Consider the following 16,298-nt stretch of genomic DNA (forward strand, 5'->3'; position numbering starts at 1 on the left):
CCGCTCCCCGCACCGCCACGCAAGCCGCCTTCGAAATACTCCCTAGTTGCTGTTGCCGCGCTTCCAGCCGAGGTAGTTGCCGAAGTAGTGCTGCTTGGCGTGCCCGATCTTGCCGTTCACGCTGGTCGCCCACACTCCACCATTGCCGTCCGCCAGGCCCACGTGTCCATACTGCGAGATGTTCCAGAAGACGAAGGCGCCGCGCGGCGGGGTGCCGGTGTGGTGCCGGGCACCGTCGGAGGAGCGCCAGTGGGCGATCGCGCTCGCGTGGTGGGTCTTCCGGTTCCAGGCCAGTCGCACGGCGCGCTCGCAGTACCCCTGGTAGGCGGTGCTGCCGTTGCGGGCCTTGAACCAGTTGATCGCGCCGTTCGCGGTCTGCGCGGCGTCGAACCCGGTGTCCTCCTCCGGGCCGAGCAGCGCGGTCGGGTCGGCGATGTCGGCCGCGGTGATCTCGCTGTACAGGTCCACCGGCGCCGGCTCGGCCGACGCCGTCACCGCGGTCGTGCTCCCGGCGAACACCAGCGCCGCGGCCACCACGACCGCCCGGCCCAACTTGGTGAGCTGCATGTTTCCTCCCAGTTCTCGACTTCGGGAGGAGCGTGCAGCGGACCGCTACGCGTTCGCTAAGCGCGCCGGTCCAGCACCCGGAAACCGGCGAACCGGCGCCGCGGCAGGGTGACCCCGCCCCGGCGCACCAGGATCACCGCGCACACCAGCGCGGCCAGCGCCGAGATCGCCCCACCGATGACGAACGGCGAGCGCCCGCCGAAGGCCTCGGCCATCCAGCCGGTCATCGGCGCGCCGATCGGGTTGCCGCCGACCAGCACCAGCACGTACAGCCCCATCACGCGCCCGCGCATCTGCGGGCTGACCGCGGTCTGCACCAGCGCGTTCGCCGTGTTCAGGAAGGTGATGGTGGCGTACCCGAGCGGGATCAGCGCGATGCCGAAGGCGAGATAGGTCGGCATGTACCCGGTGGCCACCTCGAGTAGGCCGAGCGCCAGCGCGGACAGCAGCAGCACCCGCACGCGCGGGCGCCCCCGTGAGCCCCGCCGGGCCGACATCAGCGCGCCGGTGAAGGTGCCGACGGCGAGCAGCGTGGACAGCAGGCCGTACCCGTCGGCCTCGGTGCCGAACACGTTGGCCGCCACGATCGCCAGCGAGGTGAAGAAGGTGATGCCGAACGTACTGACGAAGAACACCAGCACCATCACGGTCATCAGGTCGGCGCGCCGCCGCACGTAGCTCAGGCCCTCGCGCAGCTGCCCCTTCGCGCGTTCCACCCTCGGCCCGCGGAACAGCTTGTCCGGGTTCATCAGCAGCAACCCGGCCAGCACCGCCAGCGTGCTCACCGCGTTCGCCAGGAACAGCCAGCCGGTGCCCACCCAGACGATCACGAACCCGGCGATCGCCGGGCCGACGATCCGCGCCATGTTGAAGATCGTGGAGTTCAGCGCGACCGCGTTCGCCACCTGCTCGCGGCCGACCATCTCGGCCACGAACGACTGCCTGGTCGGCACCTCCATCGCGGCCACACAACCGAGCACGAAGCACAGCACGAACACGTGCCACATCTCGACCACGCCGGTGATGTCGAGCAGCCCGAGCACCAGCGCCTGCGTGCCAGCCACCACCTGCAGGCCGATCAGCAGCTTGCGCTTGTCCGCGCGGTCGGCCAGCACACCCGCCCACAGCGAGAGGAACAGGATCGGGGTGAACTGCAGGCCGACCGCGATGCCCAGGGCCACCGGGTCGTTGCCGCTGAGGGTGAACACCAGCCAGTCCTGCGCGATGCGCTGCATCCAGGTGCCGATGTTGGAGATCACCTGGCCGCTGAAGAACAGCCGGTAGTTGCGCACCTTCAGCGAGCTGAACGTGCCCGCCTTGCGTGGTCTCGTCGCGGGACCGGGTACCGGTTCCCGGGTAGCTGTCGTCGTGGGAGTGGACTCGGCTTCGCTACCCAGGTTTCTCGGCACCGCTGTTAGTTCCCCGCCATCCTGTCGATGATCTCGGCGGCTCGGGAGAGCACTTCGCGCTCCTCGCCGCTCAACTCCGCCAACTGCGCGTCCAGCCAGGCCTCCCGCACGGAGATGGTCTGCCGGATGTGCGCCAGCCCGGTTTCCGACAACTCCACGATGGCCTGCCTGCCATCGGTGGGGTGCGGCCGCCGTTCGACGTACCCCTGCTCCTCCAGCGCCGCGATCACCCTGGTCATCGACGGGGGCTGCACGCCCTCCTTGGCCGCCAGCTGCCCCGGGGTCAGTGCCCCGCACTTGTGCAGCGTGGACAGCGCCGAGATCTGGGTGAGCGAGATGGTCTCGGTCGCGCTCTGCGCCCGCAGCCGCCGGTTCAACCGGACGACGGACAGGCGCAGCCTGCTCGCGAGCGAGCGGTCCTGCGCACTGTCGGGCATATAGTTAGCATACCTCACGATCGCAAGGTGGCGGTGCTCAGCCCAGCTCAGGCCAGCGCGGACCGGATCGGCCCGATCGCGAAGTAGATCACGAAGGCCACCGCGACCACCCACATCAGCGGGTGCACCCGGCGCGCCTTGCCGGTGGCCAGCTGGATCAGCACGTAGCTGACGAAGCCGGCGCCGATGCCGTTGGCGATCGAGTAGGTGAACGGCATCACCACGATGGTGAGGAACGCGGGCAGCGCGATGGAGAAGTCGCTGAAGTCGATCTCGGTGATCTGCCGGATCATCAGCGCGCCGACGATCACCAGCGCGGGCGCGGCCGCCTCGACCGGCACCACCTCGTACAGCGGGGTGAGGAACATGGCGGCCAGGAACAGCAGCCCGGTGACCACGTTCGCCAGCCCGGTCCGCGCGCCCTCGGCGATGCCGGAGGCCGACTCCACGAAGACGGTGTTGGAGCTGGACGAGGCCGCTCCCCCGGCCACCGCCGCCGCGCTGTCGACGAAGAGGGCCTTGCCGACACCCGGCAGCTTGCCGTCCTTGTCGATCAGGCCGGCTTCCTTGCCCAGCCCGGTCATCGTGCCGATGGTGTCGAAGAAGTCGGTCAGCACCAGGGTGAACACCAGCAGCGCGGCGGTGATCGCCGGGATCTGCACCCAGGCGTCGAAGTTGAACTCGCCGAGCAGCGACAGGTCCGGCACGCCGAGCACGTGGTCCGGCAGGCCCGGGTAACCGAGGTTCCAGCCACGCGGGTTGGTGCCCTGCGACGGGCCCGCGCCGACGACGGCCTCCAGCGCGATCGAGACCACGGTCGCGGTCAGCACGCCGATCAGGATCGCGCCGCGCACCTTCTTCGCCACCAGGATGCCGGTGAGCACCAGGCCGAACACAAAAACGGCGGTGGGCCAGGAGGCGATCGAGCCGTCGATGCCGAGGCCGACCGGCACGGTGGTCTTCGCCGCGTCCGGCACCCGGCGCACGAAACCGGCGTCGACCAGGCCGATCAGGCAGATGAACAGGCCGATGCCGACGGCGATGGCCGCCTTGAGCGCGGCGGGCACCGCGTTGAACACCATCGTGCGCACGCCGGTGACCACCAGCAGCAGCACCACCAGGCCGTTGACCACCACCAGGCCCATCGCGGCCGGCCAGCTCATCTGCGGTGCGATGGTGACCGCGACCAGCGAGTTCACCCCGAGGCCGGTGGCGATGGCGAACGGGTAGTTGGCGACCAGGCCGAACAGGATGGTCATCACCCCGGCCACCAGCGCGGTCACCGCGGCGACCTGGCCGACCGGGAGGATGTTGCCGAAGGCGTCCTTGTGCGCGCCGGCGTCGTCGGCGGAGAAGCTGCCGAGGATCAGCGGGTTGAGCACCACGATGTAGGCCATCGTGACGAAGGTGACGATCCCGCCGCGGACCTCACGGCCGGGCGTGGAACCGCGTTCGCTGATCTTGAAGAAGCCATCGATCTTCTGCTTCATCCTGGGGATTCCTGCCTCCGCTGTGATGCCGACGCGGGGTACCCTGCCTGACGTGGCCGAATCGATCAATTCCGGGGCGGTAAAGAGCAAGTTTCAGCACACTCCGGAGCTCCCGGAGCGCTGGATCGCGCTCTGGCCGGTGGTGGTCGCCGGCACCGGGCTGTGGGCGCTGGCGTTCCTCGTGCTGCTGGTGCTCAAGCTGATCAACGGCAGCGGTTCGGACGTGTGGCTGTGGACCTGCGTGGCCGGCGTCGGGCTGGGGTTCATCGGCCTCGGCATCATGACCTGGCAGCGAGCCGCCTTCCGGCGCGGCTCGAAGTCCGCCCAGCGCGGCGCCTAACCGCCCGGCTAGACGCCCGCGGCGCCCGACCACCCGGCTCGACGCCCGACCGCCCGGCTCGACGCAGTGAATGTGGCTTTCACTTCGGATTCCGCTGTGAAAGCCACATTCACTGCACGGCGGCGGCTCAGGCGTGCAGGCTTTCGGCGGTGGGTTCGTCCAGGAACGCGGTGATGGTGTGCCGGTCGTCCCAGCGGTCCATCGCCCAGGCGAGCGCCCGCGCCAGGCCCTCCGAGGTGTCGGCGGCGTGCAGATCCCCATCCGACCACCACGGCACCGCGACCGAGGTGCCGTCGTACGCGACCGTCAGCTCCTCGTGGATGTACACCCCGCCGTCGGGCAGCTCCAGCCCGAGCAGGTCGGCGACCACCACGACCGCGGCCAGTTCGCGCCACGGGATCAGCTCGCCCTCGCTGTCCACCCGCACGTCGGCCACGCGCTCCGCGGCGAGCGGCAGGTCCAGCAGTTCGGCCAGCCTCGCCGCGCGTTCGGCCCCCGGTAGCGCGGCGACCACGCGCGAAGCGGGCAGCACCCCCAGCGGCCACGGCGTATCCAGCACCACCGCGTCCTCGGCGTCGCACACCGAACCGTCCAGTGCGCGCACCCGCGAAGGCACGTAATCGTCAGCGAACTCGGCGTCCGCGAGCACGGTGTGCGCCCGCGCCGCGAGCCCCGGCGAGACCTCGCGCGCGTCGTCCGCGAGCCGGTCCATCAGCTCGGCCACGTCGTCGGCGTCGGTGAGCGCCAACGTGGTGCGCACGCCGGCGGCGATCAGCACCTCGTCGGTCAGACCGACGTCCGGCACCGGGTCGTACAGCCCGGCCAGCGTGGTCGCGCCCGGCATCCGCCACTCCGCGGGCGCGCGCCCGGCGAGTTCGGCGTGCACGGCGAGCCACCGCGCGGTCCGGCTGGTCGGCTCGGACAGCACGCGCCAGGTGTTCGGCCGCGCGGCGAGCAGGCGCAGCGCGTCGGGCCAGCGATCGTCGGCGACCAGGTCGAGGTCGCGGACTTCCGGCTCGTCCTCGTCTTCCTGGAGCACGAACGTGTCCAGCACCCCGGCACCGGCGAGCACATCGGCGGGCCAGTCCTCGGCGAAGTCGGCGTCGAGCACGTCCAGCGGGGCGTCCTCGCCGAGCGCGTCCGGGTCGAAGATCTTCAGCAACGGCGAGGTCGGCAGCACGAGTTCGTCGGCCCGCCGCCAGCCGCGTTCGGTCGGCAGCACGAGCGAACCCAGCCAGTCGACCGGCGCTTCGTAGGCCAGCCGCAGCACGGCCCCGGCCAGCGGGACCACGTCCGAACCCTCGGCCCCGCGCTCGACGGCCTCCCGCAGCGCGGGCGACTCCAGCAGGTCGCGTGCCTCGGCCTGCTTGGCGCCGAGGCGTTCCAGCAGCGGGTGCGCGGCCTCGGGGTGGACCAGGCGCAGCCCGCCGATCCCGGCCTCGGCGAGCAGTTCGAGCAGGTCGTCGGCGGCCCCGAAGAGCAGCGAACCCCGCGGCCCCGGCAACGTCCGGCCGTCGACCAGCGGCACCGGCAGCCCGCCGAGTTCGTCGGCGGAGACCGAATGCGCCTCCAGCAACGGCAGGAGCTGGTCGTACAGATCGCGCCACCAGGCCGGATCACGCGCGATGCCGGTGATCTGCTCGATCACCTGCGCGATGCTGATCGGCTCGACGCCGACCGGCGCGAGATCGCGCTGCACCCGCGGCCCGGACAGCGAGATCAGCCCGGGGATCGCCTCGGCCAGCAGCTTGACCAGCTTCGGCGACTCGGCGGTGAGCACCCTGCCGCGGCCGCCGGTCAGGTCGTCGCCCTCGGCGGCGGGCAGCCAGGCGTCCGCCCGCAGCCGCTCGGTGATCAGCTCGCGGAGTGTGGTGTCCACTTCGGACAGCGGGAAGGTGGCGGCGGGCACCAGCGCCGGGCGGTACTCCGCGTGCAGCTTCCGCACCAGGCCCGGGTACGCGGCGGCCGCGGCCTCGAGCGCGGCCCGCACCCCCGGCCCCGGCATGACCCGGCGGCGCGACGGTTCGATCGGGATGGCCGCGATCAGCCGGGCGGGCAGGGAAAGGCGTTCGTCGGTGGGCGTCGGCGCGTGCAACACGCTCGACTCCAGCCGGATCGGCTCGCCCGAGGCGAGCACCCGCACCGCCCACACGCAGTCGATGTCCAGCGAGCCGTGGCTGAGCCAGCGGCTGGTCTTGCCGTCGGGCGCGGTGATCACCAGCGCCCCGGCCACCTCGGACCGCAGCCACACCCGGCCGTCCACGTCCACCCGGTTCAGCCAGGGCAGCGCGAGCAGCAGGTCCTCGGCGGCGGAGTCCAGTTCGGCCAGCAGCCCCGGACCGTCCACATCGGACCGCAGCGGCAGCCGGACCTCGGTGTCGAAGCCCGACGGCAACGTGGGTTCGCCGTCCTCGGTCGGCCACGGCAACCGGAGCACCGGCACCTCGCCGTCCCGTCCTGATTCGGCCCGGGTCCGGGCCGCGGAGAACCGCACCCCGCCGGAGGTCGAGACCACGCGCGGCTCGTCGGTCACCGCGAGCACGGCGGCGAAGCCGACGCCGAACCGGCCGACCAGGCCCTCGCCCTTCGAGGACGCTCGCAACGAGGCCAGCGAGGCCACCCCGGCCGCGTCCAGCGGCGCACCGGTGTTCGCCACCCGCAGTTCGCCGTCCACAATGGACACCCGAAGGGTGCCCGGTCTGCCGCCCAGCTTCGCCGCGTCGGCGGCGTTCTGCGCGAGCTCGACGAACAGCCGGTCCCGGTACCCGCCGACGCGCAGATCGCGCTCGGTGTTGGTGTCCTCGGTGAACCTCGTCGGCGAATCTCGCCAGGCCGTCAGTACGGGGGTGCGAATGCTCTCGGTGCCGAAGGGATCACTCGGAAGTGTCACTCGCGCGATTCTCTTCCTCTGCCGGAGCGGTGTCCAGCATCGAATCGTCGTAGACCAGTTCGGCCACCGGGACCGACGAGGTCACCTCGACGCGGACCTCGGAATGCGCCCCGCAGCCGTAGGCCACGTCGACCACGTGCCCGTCGGCGGGCGAGATGTCGTTGGCGCAGGCCCCGAAGCCCGCCCGCATCGAACCGGCGAGCGGCAGGAAGAAACCGCAGGTACCGCAGGCTCCCGGGGCGCTGCGCGCCATATCCGAGCGCGGTCCGAACTCGCCGCCGTGCCAGCGCGTGGCGGCCTCCTCGCGGCCGTAGCGGGAGAGCACGTGCACCCGGCCGAGGCCGACCTCGGTGGCCACTTCCTCCACGGCGGGGTCGTCGGAAGCCAGGTAACCCGGCGCGAGCCGGAGGTCGTTCTCGTCGGCCGGGAAGATGTCGCCGACGCCCAGATCACCGGCGCGGACGCGGCGCTCCCACGGGATCCACGACGGCGCGGTGAGCGCCTCGGGACCGGGGCGCAGCACGACCTCGCTCACCGTCACCGGTTCGTCCGTGCCCGCGGTGGCCACCGTGACCGACCAGCGCCAGCCGCGGTACCCGGGCACGTGGGCCTCGAACAGGTGGGTGATGGACACCGCGTCCTCGCGCTCGACGCCGGCGTGCGCCCCCACCTGCTCGGCCCCGGCATCCCGCTCGGCGGCCGCTCGAGCCAGCTCGACGGCTTCGACCAGGGACTCCCGCACGGAACCGTCGTCGAAGGTCAGCAACAGCGTCATGGGTCCATGATGCCGCACGGCTTCGTGGGAAGCTGGGCAGGTGCGTACTCCCGCCGCGTTGCTGCTGACCGCCGTCGCCGGGCTGACCGGCTGTGCCGCGAACAGCACGGAGAGTCCCGTGAGTCCCGCGGCCGAGGAGCTGCGGGTCCAGGTGCTCGAGACGCTGCCGCACGACCCCGGCTCGTTCACCCAGGGCCTCGAACTGGACGGCGGCACGCTCTACGAGGGCACCGGGCTGGTCGGGAAGTCGCGGCTGCTGGCCGGGCCGCCCGGGCAGGCGCCGGTCACCCAGATCCCGCTGCCGTCACCGCTGTTCGGCGAGGGCATCACCACCACCGCCGACTCGGTCTGGCAGCTCACCTGGCAGAACGGCGTGGCCATCGAGTACGACAAGGCCACGCTGACCGAACGCCGTCGCGTGCCGTACACCGGGGAGGGCTGGGGCATCTGCCAGCAGGACTCCGGGCGGCTGGTGATGAGCGACGGGAGCGGGAAGCTCACCTTCCGCGATCCCGTGACCTTCGCCGAAACGGGTTCGGTGTCGGTCGCGCGGGATAAACTCAACGAACTGGAGTGCGTGGGCGACTCGGTGTACGCGAACGTGTGGCAGACCGACGAGATCCTGCGGATCGGGCCGGACGGCGCGATCACCGGCCGCGTCGACGCCTCCGGACTGCTCAGCGCGCAGGAGAGGGGGAGCGCGGACGTGCTCAACGGCGTCGCGGCCGTACCGGGTACGGACGAATTCCTGCTCACCGGCAAGCTGTGGCCGAAGATGTTCCGGGTGAAGTTCGTCCCCGCCACGCCCTGACCCGGCGGACGACGGCGGTGATCAGGCAGGATTGCAGGTGTGATGCGTTTCGGTTCGTCCTCGGGCAAGGGTCGTGCCGGGAAGAAGGGCAAGCGCAAGTGGACCCCGGAACCCGGTAGCACCCGGCACGAGTCGCCACCCCCGCCGCCGCCCCCGCGCGAGCGGCCGCCGACGCGCGTCATGCCGGCCTCGGAGCCGGAGTTCCCCACGCGCTGGGCGGCCGAGGCCGACCAGCGGGCGCGTGGGGTGCCGCCCGCCGAGCAGAGCTACCCGCACTCACGGACACCCGCCGCCGACTACCCGCCGCGCCCGGCAGAGCAGAGTTACCCGCACTCGCGCACGCCCGCGTCGGACTACCCGCCGCGCGCGGCGGAGCAAAGCTATCCGCAGTCCCGCACCCCCGCGTCCGACTATCCGCCGCGTGACTTCCCGCCGCGGCGAGGGCCGACGGCGGACGACGCGCCCACCGGTGCCGTGCCGCAGCAGTCGTACGCGCCCAACCCGGACCACTTCTACACCCAGCCCGTCCGCCGCGACCGCGATCGCGAACGGCAGGCACCTCCCCCGCCACCGCCACCGCGCCCCGGCACCCGCTCGAACCTGCCGCCGGTCCCGCCGCCCCCGCTCAACCGCCCGCGCGGCCACTCCGGTGAGCACGAGCGCTACGACACCGGCGGCTTCGCGAACGAACAGCAGCGCCGCTCCTTCGAAGAGTCCGAGCACGGCACCGGGGATCAGCCAGCCGCGCACGGCTTCGAAGGGCCACCACCCGCCGCGGGCAAGAGCATGCCCCGGCTGCCCAAGAAGCTGACCGTGACCAGGGTCGCCGCGCTGCGCAGCCGTCAGCTGACCGGCCAGGCGGTGGACGCCTTCCAGCGCGCGGCCAAGGCCGACGGCGCGGACAAGTCCGGGCTGACCTCGCTGACCTACGCCACCATGCTCAACTACGCCAGCGACGCCGCGATGGCGATCGCGCTGGCGAACACCCTGTTCTTCGCCGCCAGCAGCGGCGAGAGCAAGGGCAAGGTGGCGCTGTACCTGCTCATCACCATCGCGCCGTTCGCGCTGGTCGCGCCGGTGATCGGGCCGGCGCTCGACCGCATCCAGCGCGGGCGGCGGCTGGCCATGTGCGCCACCTCGGCAGGCCAGGCGCTGATGTGCGTGTTCATGGCGCTGCACTTCGACGACTGGGGCCTGTACCCGGCGGCGCTGGGCAAGATGGTGCTGTCCAAATCGTTCATGGTGCTGAAGTCCTCGGTGACGCCACGCGTGCTGCCACCGGAGATCACGCTGTCCAAGACGAACGCGAGACTCACCGTGTTCGGCCTGGTGGCCGGGGGTGCGTTCGGCGCGATAGCGGCCGGGATCAACGGCATCTTCGACTCCTCGGGCGCGTTGTGGTTCACCGCGGTGATCTGCGTGGTCGGCGCGGTGCAGGCGATGCGCATCCCGTCGTGGGTCGAGGTGACCGAGGGCGAGGTGCCCGCGTCGCTGGGCGCGCACCCGCAGAAGAAGAAACGCCAGCCGATGGGCCGCCAGATCGTGGTCTCGTTGTGGGCCAACGGCTCCATCCGGCTGGTCACCGGCTTCCTGTTCCTGTTCGCCGCGTTCGCGGTGAAGGCGCAGACCGAGGGCAGCGGGCAGAGCCCGTTCATGCAGTTGCTGCTGCTCGGCGTGATCGGCGGCGCGGCGGGCGTCGGCGGGTTCATCGGCAACGCGCTGGGCTCGCGGATGACCTTCGGCAAACCCGACCAGGTGGTGATCGGCTGCGCGGCCGCGACGCTGGCGTCGACCGTACTGGCCGCGATACTGGCCGGGCTGGCCACCGCGGCCATCGTCGGCCTGGTCGGCGCGACGGCGAGCGCGCTGGCGAAGATCAGCCTCGACGCGGTGATCCAGGCCGACCTGCCGGAGGAGTCACGCGCGTCGGCGTTCGGCCGCTCGGAGACCGTGCTGCAGCTGGCCTGGTGCTTCGGCGGGGCGGTCGGCCTGCTGCTGCCGCCGAGCTACTGGATCGGCTTCCTGGTGATCTCCGCGCTGCTGGCGATCGGTGTGGTGCAGACGATGCTGGTGCACCGCGGCAGCTCGCTCATCCCCGGCCTCGGCGGTGACCGTCCACTTCGGCCGGACGCGACCAGTACCCCGCCGCGTGGCGTGCGCAGCGGGGGACCGGCTCCGTCGCGCGAAGAGGCGGGCTCGTAGAGTCCTGGTCATGCGTCGTCTCGGTGTTGTTGCCGTTCTCGCCGGTGGTGCGTTCGCGCTGTCCGGCTGCTCCCCGGTGCCTCCGCCCGAGGTGACCTTCTTCGCCGACGGCAACACCGTGCGGACCGGCCCGTTCATCCACTGCGACGCCCGCGTGGCGTCCTGCGAGCAGAACGACGGCGCCGAGGCGCGGCTGAAGGTGCGTCCCGGCAAGCCGGTGCAGATCTCGCTGCCGAAGGAGATCGTCGACACGCCGTGGCTGGTCAACGTCCAGTACTCGGACGCGGCGGGCAACCTGCAGCCGGTGAAGCAGGAGTTCTTCTCCCCCGGCAAGCAGCACGCCTACACCGCCACCGCCGGTCCCGGGGACCAGCTGGTGGTGGTGGAGATCCAGCAGATCAGCGCGGCCACCGCGATCGACGGCACCGGCGCGGCCATCGAGGACGAGCAGGGCAACCCGCAGCTGGTCGTGCGCGGGATCTGGACCCTGCAGATCGAGCCGGCGGCTTAGGGGTCGAGGTCCCGCGCGACCGCGCGCATGATCTCGGCGATCTGCTTGGTGTGCTTGCGGTCCGGGTAGCGGTTGCGCCGCAGGTCCGGCTGCACCTTGAGTTCGAGCAGCTTGATCATGTCCTCGATCAGGCCGTGCAGTTCCTCCGCGGGACGGCGCCGGGCCTCGGCCACCGACGGCGGCGGGTCGAGCAGCCGGACCGACAGCGCCTGCGGGCCGCGGCGGCCGTCGGCCACCCCGAACTCCAGCCGCTGGCCGGGCTTGAGCGCCGCTACGCCCTGCGGTAGCGCGTCTTTCCGGATGTAGACGTCCGCTCCGCCATCCTGGGTGACGAAACCGAAACCCTTCTCCGCGCTGTACCACTTGACCTTGCCGGTCGGCACTGCCCTCACCCGTTCCTTCACTCACGTGTCCCGCGTCGCGCAGCCATGCACGACGAACGCGCGCCAGGGCGTACCCAGACGCGCGTACCTACAAGCGTATCCCCCACCGTCCGGTGAAGCGAAGCACATACCGGACACGCTCCGTCGCGCTCTAATCTGGAGCGCATGGAGAGGGTGCCCAGGACCAAGCCGTTGCTGATGCGTGCCGGGATCGGCCTGTTCGCCGTCGGCATGCTGGCGGTGCTCGCCGTTTTCGTGCTGTTCGCGGCCGGTCTGGAGGACCTGCCCGTCTGGCTGAGCGCGGCGGCCGGCGTGATCACCCCGCTGGGGCTCGGGCTGGGCCTGTGGGCCCTGATCCGCGAGCACCGGAAGGCCGCGAAGAAGGCTTCGCAGCCTTCGGCTACGGCCACGGCCGCGGCTTCGGCTTCGGCGCCGACCTCGGCTGAGGAGTCCGAGGCCCCGGCCGACCAGGCCAAGCGCGGCTAGCGCTCGGCGAACCAGGCCGGGAACTCGGCCAGGCTGTCGAACACCACGTCCGCGCCTGCCTCCACCAGCTCGTCCCGGTCGCACGGGCCCGTGGTCACCCCGACCGCCACCGCCCCGGCGGCCAGTGCGCCGTTGATGTCACCCAGGTGGTCGCCCACGTAGATCCCGGCGCCGTGTTCGGTGAGGGCGGCGGCCTTCCCGGTCGACCACAGCTCGCCGACCAGCACGTCCACCTCGAAACCGAGTGCCTTGATGTGCAGCGCGGCGTTCGGCCCGAACTTGCCGGTGACCACCACCGTGCGCCCACCCGCGCGGTGCACCGCGTCCAGCGCGGCGTGCGCGCCGGGCAGCGCCACCGTGCTCGGCACCACGATCTCCGGGTAGATCTCGCGGAAGCGGTCGACCAGCCCGGGGATGCGTTCCTCCGGCGCCTCGAACCCGCGCAACACGGCGTCCAACGGCGGGCCGAGGTTCGCGGCGAACTGCTCACCGTCGAGCGGGAGGCCCGATTCCTCGGCGAGCGCGTCGAGCGCCGCGACCATGCCGGGCCGCGGATCGATCAAGGTCATATCGAGGTCGAACCCCACAGTGATCCCCACGCCTGCACGGTAGCGGACTGGACAACCGATCGGACGACGTCAACGCTCTTGACATACAGTCGCCCTGTGTCAAGCTGGGGATGTGTCCGAGGTCACTTCCTTCACCCAGCGAGCCAAGGCCTCCCTGCGCGAGGAACTGCTCGTCGCGACCACCGACCTGCTGATCGAGAAGGGCTACGCGGCGCTGCGGATGGTCGACGTGGCCACGCGCGTCGGCGTGAGCAGGCAGACGCTCTACAACGAGTTCGGCACCAAGGCCGCGCTGGTGGAAGCGGTCGCCCTGCGCACGACGGCGGAGTTCCTCGACGGCATCCACCAGCGCCTCGACGCCGCACCCGACCTGCTCGACGGCGTGCGCGCGGCCACCGTGTTCACCATCGAGCACGCGCGGGAGAACCCGCTGGTCGCCGCCGCGCTCGGCACCGGGCCGGCGGAGGACCTCCTGCCGCTGCTGACCACCCGCGCCGAACCCGTGCTGCGCGCCGCCGCCGACGCGGCCGCCGAGCACTACCGTTCGCGCACCCCACGGCTCAGCGACGAGCACGCGGAACTGCTCGCGGAGACCGTGGTCCGGCTCAACCTGAGCCACCTCGTGCTGCCGACGCACTCCCCCGCCGACGCGGCGGACCAGGTGTGCGCGGTGATCGCCCCGGCGATCGAGCGGTACACGTCCACAGCGTCCACAGCGTCCACAATGGAGTGAGGGGCTCATGACCACCACCGAGCTGCGCAGCGGCTTCAGTTCCCTGCGCCGGGGCGGACTCAACTGGGACTCGTTCCCGCTGCGCCTGTTCGTCAAGGGCAACGCCAAGTTCTGGAACCCGGCGGACATCGACTTCAGCCAGGACGCCGCCGACTGGCGGACGCTCACCGACGAGGAACGGCGGTCGGCGACCTTCCTGTGCGCCCAGTTCATCGCCGGTGAGGAGGCGGTGACCGAGGACATCCAGCCGTTCATGAAGGCGATGGCCGCCACCGGCCGCTTCGGCGACGAGATGTACCTGAGCCAGTTCTGCTTCGAGGAGGCCAAGCACACCGAGGTGTTCCGCCGGTGGATGGACGCGGTCGGACTGACCGAGGACCTGCACCCGTACGTGGCGGAGAACCCGCACTACCGCAAGCTGTTCTACGAGGAGCTGCCGCAGTCGCTCGGCGTGCTGGCCGACGACCCGAGCCCGGTGAACCAGATCCGCGCGAGCGTCACCTACAACCACGTCGTCGAGGGCAGCCTGGCGCTGACCGGGTACTACGCGTGGCAGAAGGTGTGCACCACCCGGAACATCCTGCCCGGCATGCAGGAACTCGTCCGCCGCATCGGTGACGACGAGCGGCGGCACATGGCCTGGGGCACCTTCACCTGCCGACGGCACGTCGCCGCGGACGACTCGCTGTGGGAGGTGGTGCAGCAGCGGATGGGCGAGTTGCTGCCGCACGCGCTGGGCATGATCCAGTGGGTGAACGAGCAGTTCGAGGAGCCGCGGCCGTTCGACAACGATCCGCAGGAGTTCATCTCCTACGCCGCCGACCGCGCGCAGCGGCGGCTGGGCGCGATCGAGTCGGCGCGCGGGACCCCGGTGGAGCAGATCGACCTGGACTACACCCCGGAGATCCTGGAAGACACCTTCGGCGAAGAGGACGCGAAGGCCTTCGCGGAAGTGGTGGCCCCGGCCTGACGATTGCTATGAGTGGGGCATTACTTGCAATCAACGCTAGTAATGCCCCACTCATAGCATTCGGCCGCCGATCAGGCGTGGCGTGAGGAGGCGGCTGCCTCCAGGCCCAGCAGGGTCACCGCCTGCTCCCGCATCTCGACCTTCCGCACCTTCCCGGTCACCGTCATCGGGAACTCGTCGACCACGTGCACGTACCGCGGGATCTTGTAGTGCGCCAGCTTCCCCGTGCAGAACTCCCGCAGCGACTCGGCGGTCAGCTCCGCGGCACCCTCCCGCAGGCGCACCCACGCCATCAGTTCCTCCCCGTAGCGCGCGTCCGGCACGCCGATCACCTGCGCGTCCAGCACATCCGGGTGCGTGTACAGGAACTCCTCGATCTCCCGCGGGTACACGTTCTCCCCACCCCGGATCACCATGTCCTTGATCCGCCCGGTGATGTTCACGTACCCCTCGTCGTCCATCACGGCGAGGTCGCCGGTGTGCATCCACCTCGCGGCGTCGATCACCTCGGCGGTCTTCTCCGGCTGGTCCCAGTACCCCAGCATCACCGAGTACCCGCGCGTGCACAGCTCCCCCGGCTCCCCGCGCGGCACCGACAACCCCGTCTCCGGGTCGACCACCTTCACCTCCAGGTGCGGCCCCACCCGGCCGACGGTGGACACCCGGCGCTCCACCGAATCGTCCGCCCGCGTCTGCGTGGACACCGGCGAGGTCTCGGTCATGCCGTAGCAGATCGACACCTCCGCCATGCCCATCCGCTCGATCACCTGCTTCATCACCTCGACCGGGCACGGTGAACCGGCCATGATCCCGGTGCGCAGGCTGCTCAGGTCGTAGCTGTCGAAGTCCGGTTCGGACAGTTCCGCGATGAACATCGTCGGCACGCCGTACAGCGAGGTGCACCGCTCGGCCTGCACCGCCTCCAGCGCCGCCTTCGGTTCGAAGGCCTGCGACGGGATCACCATGCACGCCCCGTGCGTGGTCGCCGCGAGATTGCCCATCACCATGCCGAAGCAGTGGTAGAAGGGCACCGGGATGCAGATCCGGTCGACCTCGGTGTACCCGCACAGCTCACCGACGAAGAACCCGTTGTTCAGGATGTTGTGGTGCGAGAGCGTGGCGCCCTTGGGAAAACCGGTGGTGCCCGAGGTGTACTGGATGTTGATCGGGTCGTCCGCGCCGAGCGTGGCGCCGATCTCGGCCAGCCGGTCGGCATCGACCTCGTTGTCCAGCAAGGAATCCCACGCCGGCGTGCCGAGCAGCACCACGTGCTCCAGCCCGGGGCACTCCGGCCGCACCCGCTCGATCATGCCCGCGTAGTCGGAGGTCTTGAACGACTCGGCGGCCACCAGCAGCCGGACCCCGGCCTGGTTGAGCACGAACTTCAGCTCGTGCGAGCGGTAGGCCGGGTTGATGTTGACCAGGATCGCGCCGATCTTCGCGGTGGCGTACTGGATCAGCGTCCACTCGGCACGGTTGGGCGACCAGATGCCCACCCGGTCACCCTTGGTGATGCCGAGGCCGAGCAGGCCGAGCGCGAGCGCGTCCACGTCGGCGGCCAGTTCGGCGTAGGTCCACCGGCGGCCGGTGAGCCGTTCGACCAGCGCGTCGCGGTCGCCGAAGGCGGCCACCGTGCGCGCCAGGTTGTCGCCGATGGTGTCGCCGAGCAGGGGCACGTCGGAGGTTCCGGAGGAGTAGCTTGGCACGGCGGGCATGGGGCCTCCT

Annotated in this window: 15 protein-coding genes and 1 pseudogene; 7 read left to right on the top strand and 9 right to left on the bottom strand. The window is 71.0% G+C overall.

What is annotated here, in order from left to right:
• Positions 1-42: 42 nt before the first annotated feature.
• From JYK18_RS08215 to JYK18_RS08230, 4 genes are read right to left on the bottom strand one after another with little or no spacing between them, the layout of a single operon-like run.
• A complete protein-coding gene (locus JYK18_RS08215; protein WP_206801528.1) occupies positions 43-567 on the bottom strand; it encodes a hypothetical protein in 525 nt (174 codons plus the stop codon).
• 56 nt (positions 568-623) lie between these two features.
• Positions 624-1,964 carry an MFS transporter gene (locus JYK18_RS08220; RefSeq protein WP_206804097.1) on the bottom strand — a complete coding sequence of 447 codons (1,341 nt, stop codon included), beginning with the start codon at positions 1,962-1,964 and terminating at the stop codon, positions 624-626.
• A 17-nt stretch (positions 1,965-1,981) separates the two neighbouring features.
• Positions 1,982-2,413 (bottom strand): MarR family winged helix-turn-helix transcriptional regulator, encoded by a 432-nt coding sequence (locus JYK18_RS08225; RefSeq protein ID WP_206801529.1) that lies wholly within the window; start codon positions 2,411-2,413, stop codon positions 1,982-1,984.
• A gap of 47 nt (positions 2,414-2,460) precedes the next feature.
• Positions 2,461-3,903, bottom strand: coding sequence for an NCS2 family permease (locus tag JYK18_RS08230; protein WP_206801530.1), 1,443 nt, complete (start codon positions 3,901-3,903; stop codon positions 2,461-2,463).
• Positions 3,904-3,955: 52 nt separating this feature from the next.
• Here JYK18_RS08230 and JYK18_RS08235 point away from each other — a divergent pair, with 52 nt between their 5' ends.
• Entirely contained in the window at positions 3,956-4,243 is a 288-nt protein-coding gene (locus JYK18_RS08235; RefSeq protein ID WP_307795823.1) for a DUF2530 domain-containing protein, read from the top strand.
• A gap of 127 nt (positions 4,244-4,370) precedes the next feature.
• On the opposite strand, the gene JYK18_RS08240 is transcribed toward JYK18_RS08235, so the two are convergent.
• Positions 4,371-7,133, bottom strand: coding sequence for a sacsin N-terminal ATP-binding-like domain-containing protein (locus JYK18_RS08240; protein WP_206801532.1), 2,763 nt, complete (start codon positions 7,131-7,133; stop codon positions 4,371-4,373).
• Positions 7,117-7,908, bottom strand: coding sequence for a DUF3027 domain-containing protein (locus JYK18_RS08245; RefSeq protein WP_206801533.1), 792 nt, complete (start codon positions 7,906-7,908; stop codon positions 7,117-7,119). Before JYK18_RS08245 ends, JYK18_RS08240 begins: the two co-directional genes overlap by 17 nt.
• Before the next feature lie 40 nt (positions 7,909-7,948).
• On the opposite strand from JYK18_RS08245, the gene JYK18_RS08250 reads away from it, so the two are divergent.
• Genes JYK18_RS08250 through JYK18_RS08260 form a run of 3 tightly spaced genes read left to right on the top strand, consistent with a single transcriptional unit; the run spans position 7,949 to position 11,432 of the window.
• A complete protein-coding gene (locus JYK18_RS08250) occupies positions 7,949-8,719 on the top strand; it encodes a glutaminyl-peptide cyclotransferase (RefSeq protein ID WP_206801534.1) in 771 nt (256 codons plus the stop codon).
• Positions 8,720-8,761: 42 nt separating this feature from the next.
• Positions 8,762-10,921, top strand: coding sequence for an MFS transporter (locus tag JYK18_RS08255; protein WP_242580101.1), 2,160 nt, complete (start codon positions 8,762-8,764; stop codon positions 10,919-10,921).
• Between the two features lie 10 nt (positions 10,922-10,931).
• Positions 10,932-11,432 (top strand): DUF2771 family protein, encoded by a 501-nt coding sequence (locus tag JYK18_RS08260; protein WP_206801535.1) that lies wholly within the window; start codon positions 10,932-10,934, stop codon positions 11,430-11,432.
• Here JYK18_RS08260 and JYK18_RS08265 read toward each other — a convergent pair.
• A complete protein-coding gene (locus JYK18_RS08265; RefSeq protein ID WP_206804099.1) occupies positions 11,429-11,815 on the bottom strand; it encodes a cold-shock protein in 387 nt (128 codons plus the stop codon). The genes JYK18_RS08260 and JYK18_RS08265 overlap by 4 nt on opposite strands.
• 165 nt (positions 11,816-11,980) lie before the next feature.
• Here JYK18_RS08265 and JYK18_RS08270 point away from each other — a divergent pair.
• Positions 11,981-12,187 (top strand): annotated as a pseudogene (locus JYK18_RS08270) (hypothetical protein); the annotation flags it as partial.
• 110 nt (positions 12,188-12,297) lie between these two features.
• Here JYK18_RS08270 and JYK18_RS08275 read toward each other — a convergent pair.
• Complete coding sequence (locus tag JYK18_RS08275) at positions 12,298-12,900, bottom strand: HAD family hydrolase (protein WP_206801536.1); 603 nt, start codon at positions 12,898-12,900, stop codon at positions 12,298-12,300.
• Positions 12,901-12,982: 82 nt separating this feature from the next.
• Between JYK18_RS08275 and JYK18_RS08280 the strand changes: the two genes are divergently transcribed.
• Positions 12,983-13,603 (top strand): TetR family transcriptional regulator, encoded by a 621-nt coding sequence (locus tag JYK18_RS08280; RefSeq protein ID WP_206801537.1) that lies wholly within the window; start codon positions 12,983-12,985, stop codon positions 13,601-13,603.
• A 7-nt stretch (positions 13,604-13,610) separates the two neighbouring features.
• A complete protein-coding gene (locus JYK18_RS08285; protein WP_206801538.1) occupies positions 13,611-14,573 on the top strand; it encodes a R2-like ligand-binding oxidase in 963 nt (320 codons plus the stop codon).
• 71 nt (positions 14,574-14,644) lie between these two features.
• Here the strand turns inward: JYK18_RS08285 and JYK18_RS08290 are convergent, their stop codons facing one another.
• A complete protein-coding gene (locus tag JYK18_RS08290; RefSeq protein WP_206801539.1) occupies positions 14,645-16,288 on the bottom strand; it encodes an AMP-binding protein in 1,644 nt (547 codons plus the stop codon).
• Positions 16,289-16,298: the final 10 nt, after the last annotated feature.

The sequence above is a fragment of the Amycolatopsis sp. 195334CR genome, from assembly GCF_017309385.1.
Lineage (GTDB): Bacteria > Actinomycetota > Actinomycetes > Mycobacteriales > Pseudonocardiaceae > Amycolatopsis.

Excerpts from the sequence above, each read along its gene's own strand:
- JYK18_RS08245 (WP_206801533.1), bottom strand. The coding sequence starts at position 7,908 with ATGACGCTGTTGCTGACCTTCGACGACGGTTCCGTGCGGGAGTCCCTG.
- JYK18_RS08255 (WP_242580101.1), top strand. The coding sequence starts at position 8,762 with ATGCGTTTCGGTTCGTCCTCGGGCAAGGGTCGTGCCGGGAAGAAGGGC.
- JYK18_RS08230 (WP_206801530.1), bottom strand. The coding sequence starts at position 3,903 with ATGAAGCAGAAGATCGATGGCTTCTTCAAGATCAGCGAACGCGGTTCC.
- JYK18_RS08215 (WP_206801528.1), bottom strand. The coding sequence starts at position 567 with ATGCAGCTCACCAAGTTGGGCCGGGCGGTCGTGGTGGCCGCGGCGCTG.
- JYK18_RS08225 (WP_206801529.1), bottom strand. The coding sequence starts at position 2,413 with ATGCCCGACAGTGCGCAGGACCGCTCGCTCGCGAGCAGGCTGCGCCTG.
- JYK18_RS08290 (WP_206801539.1), bottom strand. The coding sequence starts at position 16,288 with ATGCCCGCCGTGCCAAGCTACTCCTCCGGAACCTCCGACGTGCCCCTG.
- JYK18_RS08285 (WP_206801538.1), top strand. The coding sequence starts at position 13,611 with ATGACCACCACCGAGCTGCGCAGCGGCTTCAGTTCCCTGCGCCGGGGC.
- JYK18_RS08260 (WP_206801535.1), top strand. The coding sequence starts at position 10,932 with ATGCGTCGTCTCGGTGTTGTTGCCGTTCTCGCCGGTGGTGCGTTCGCG.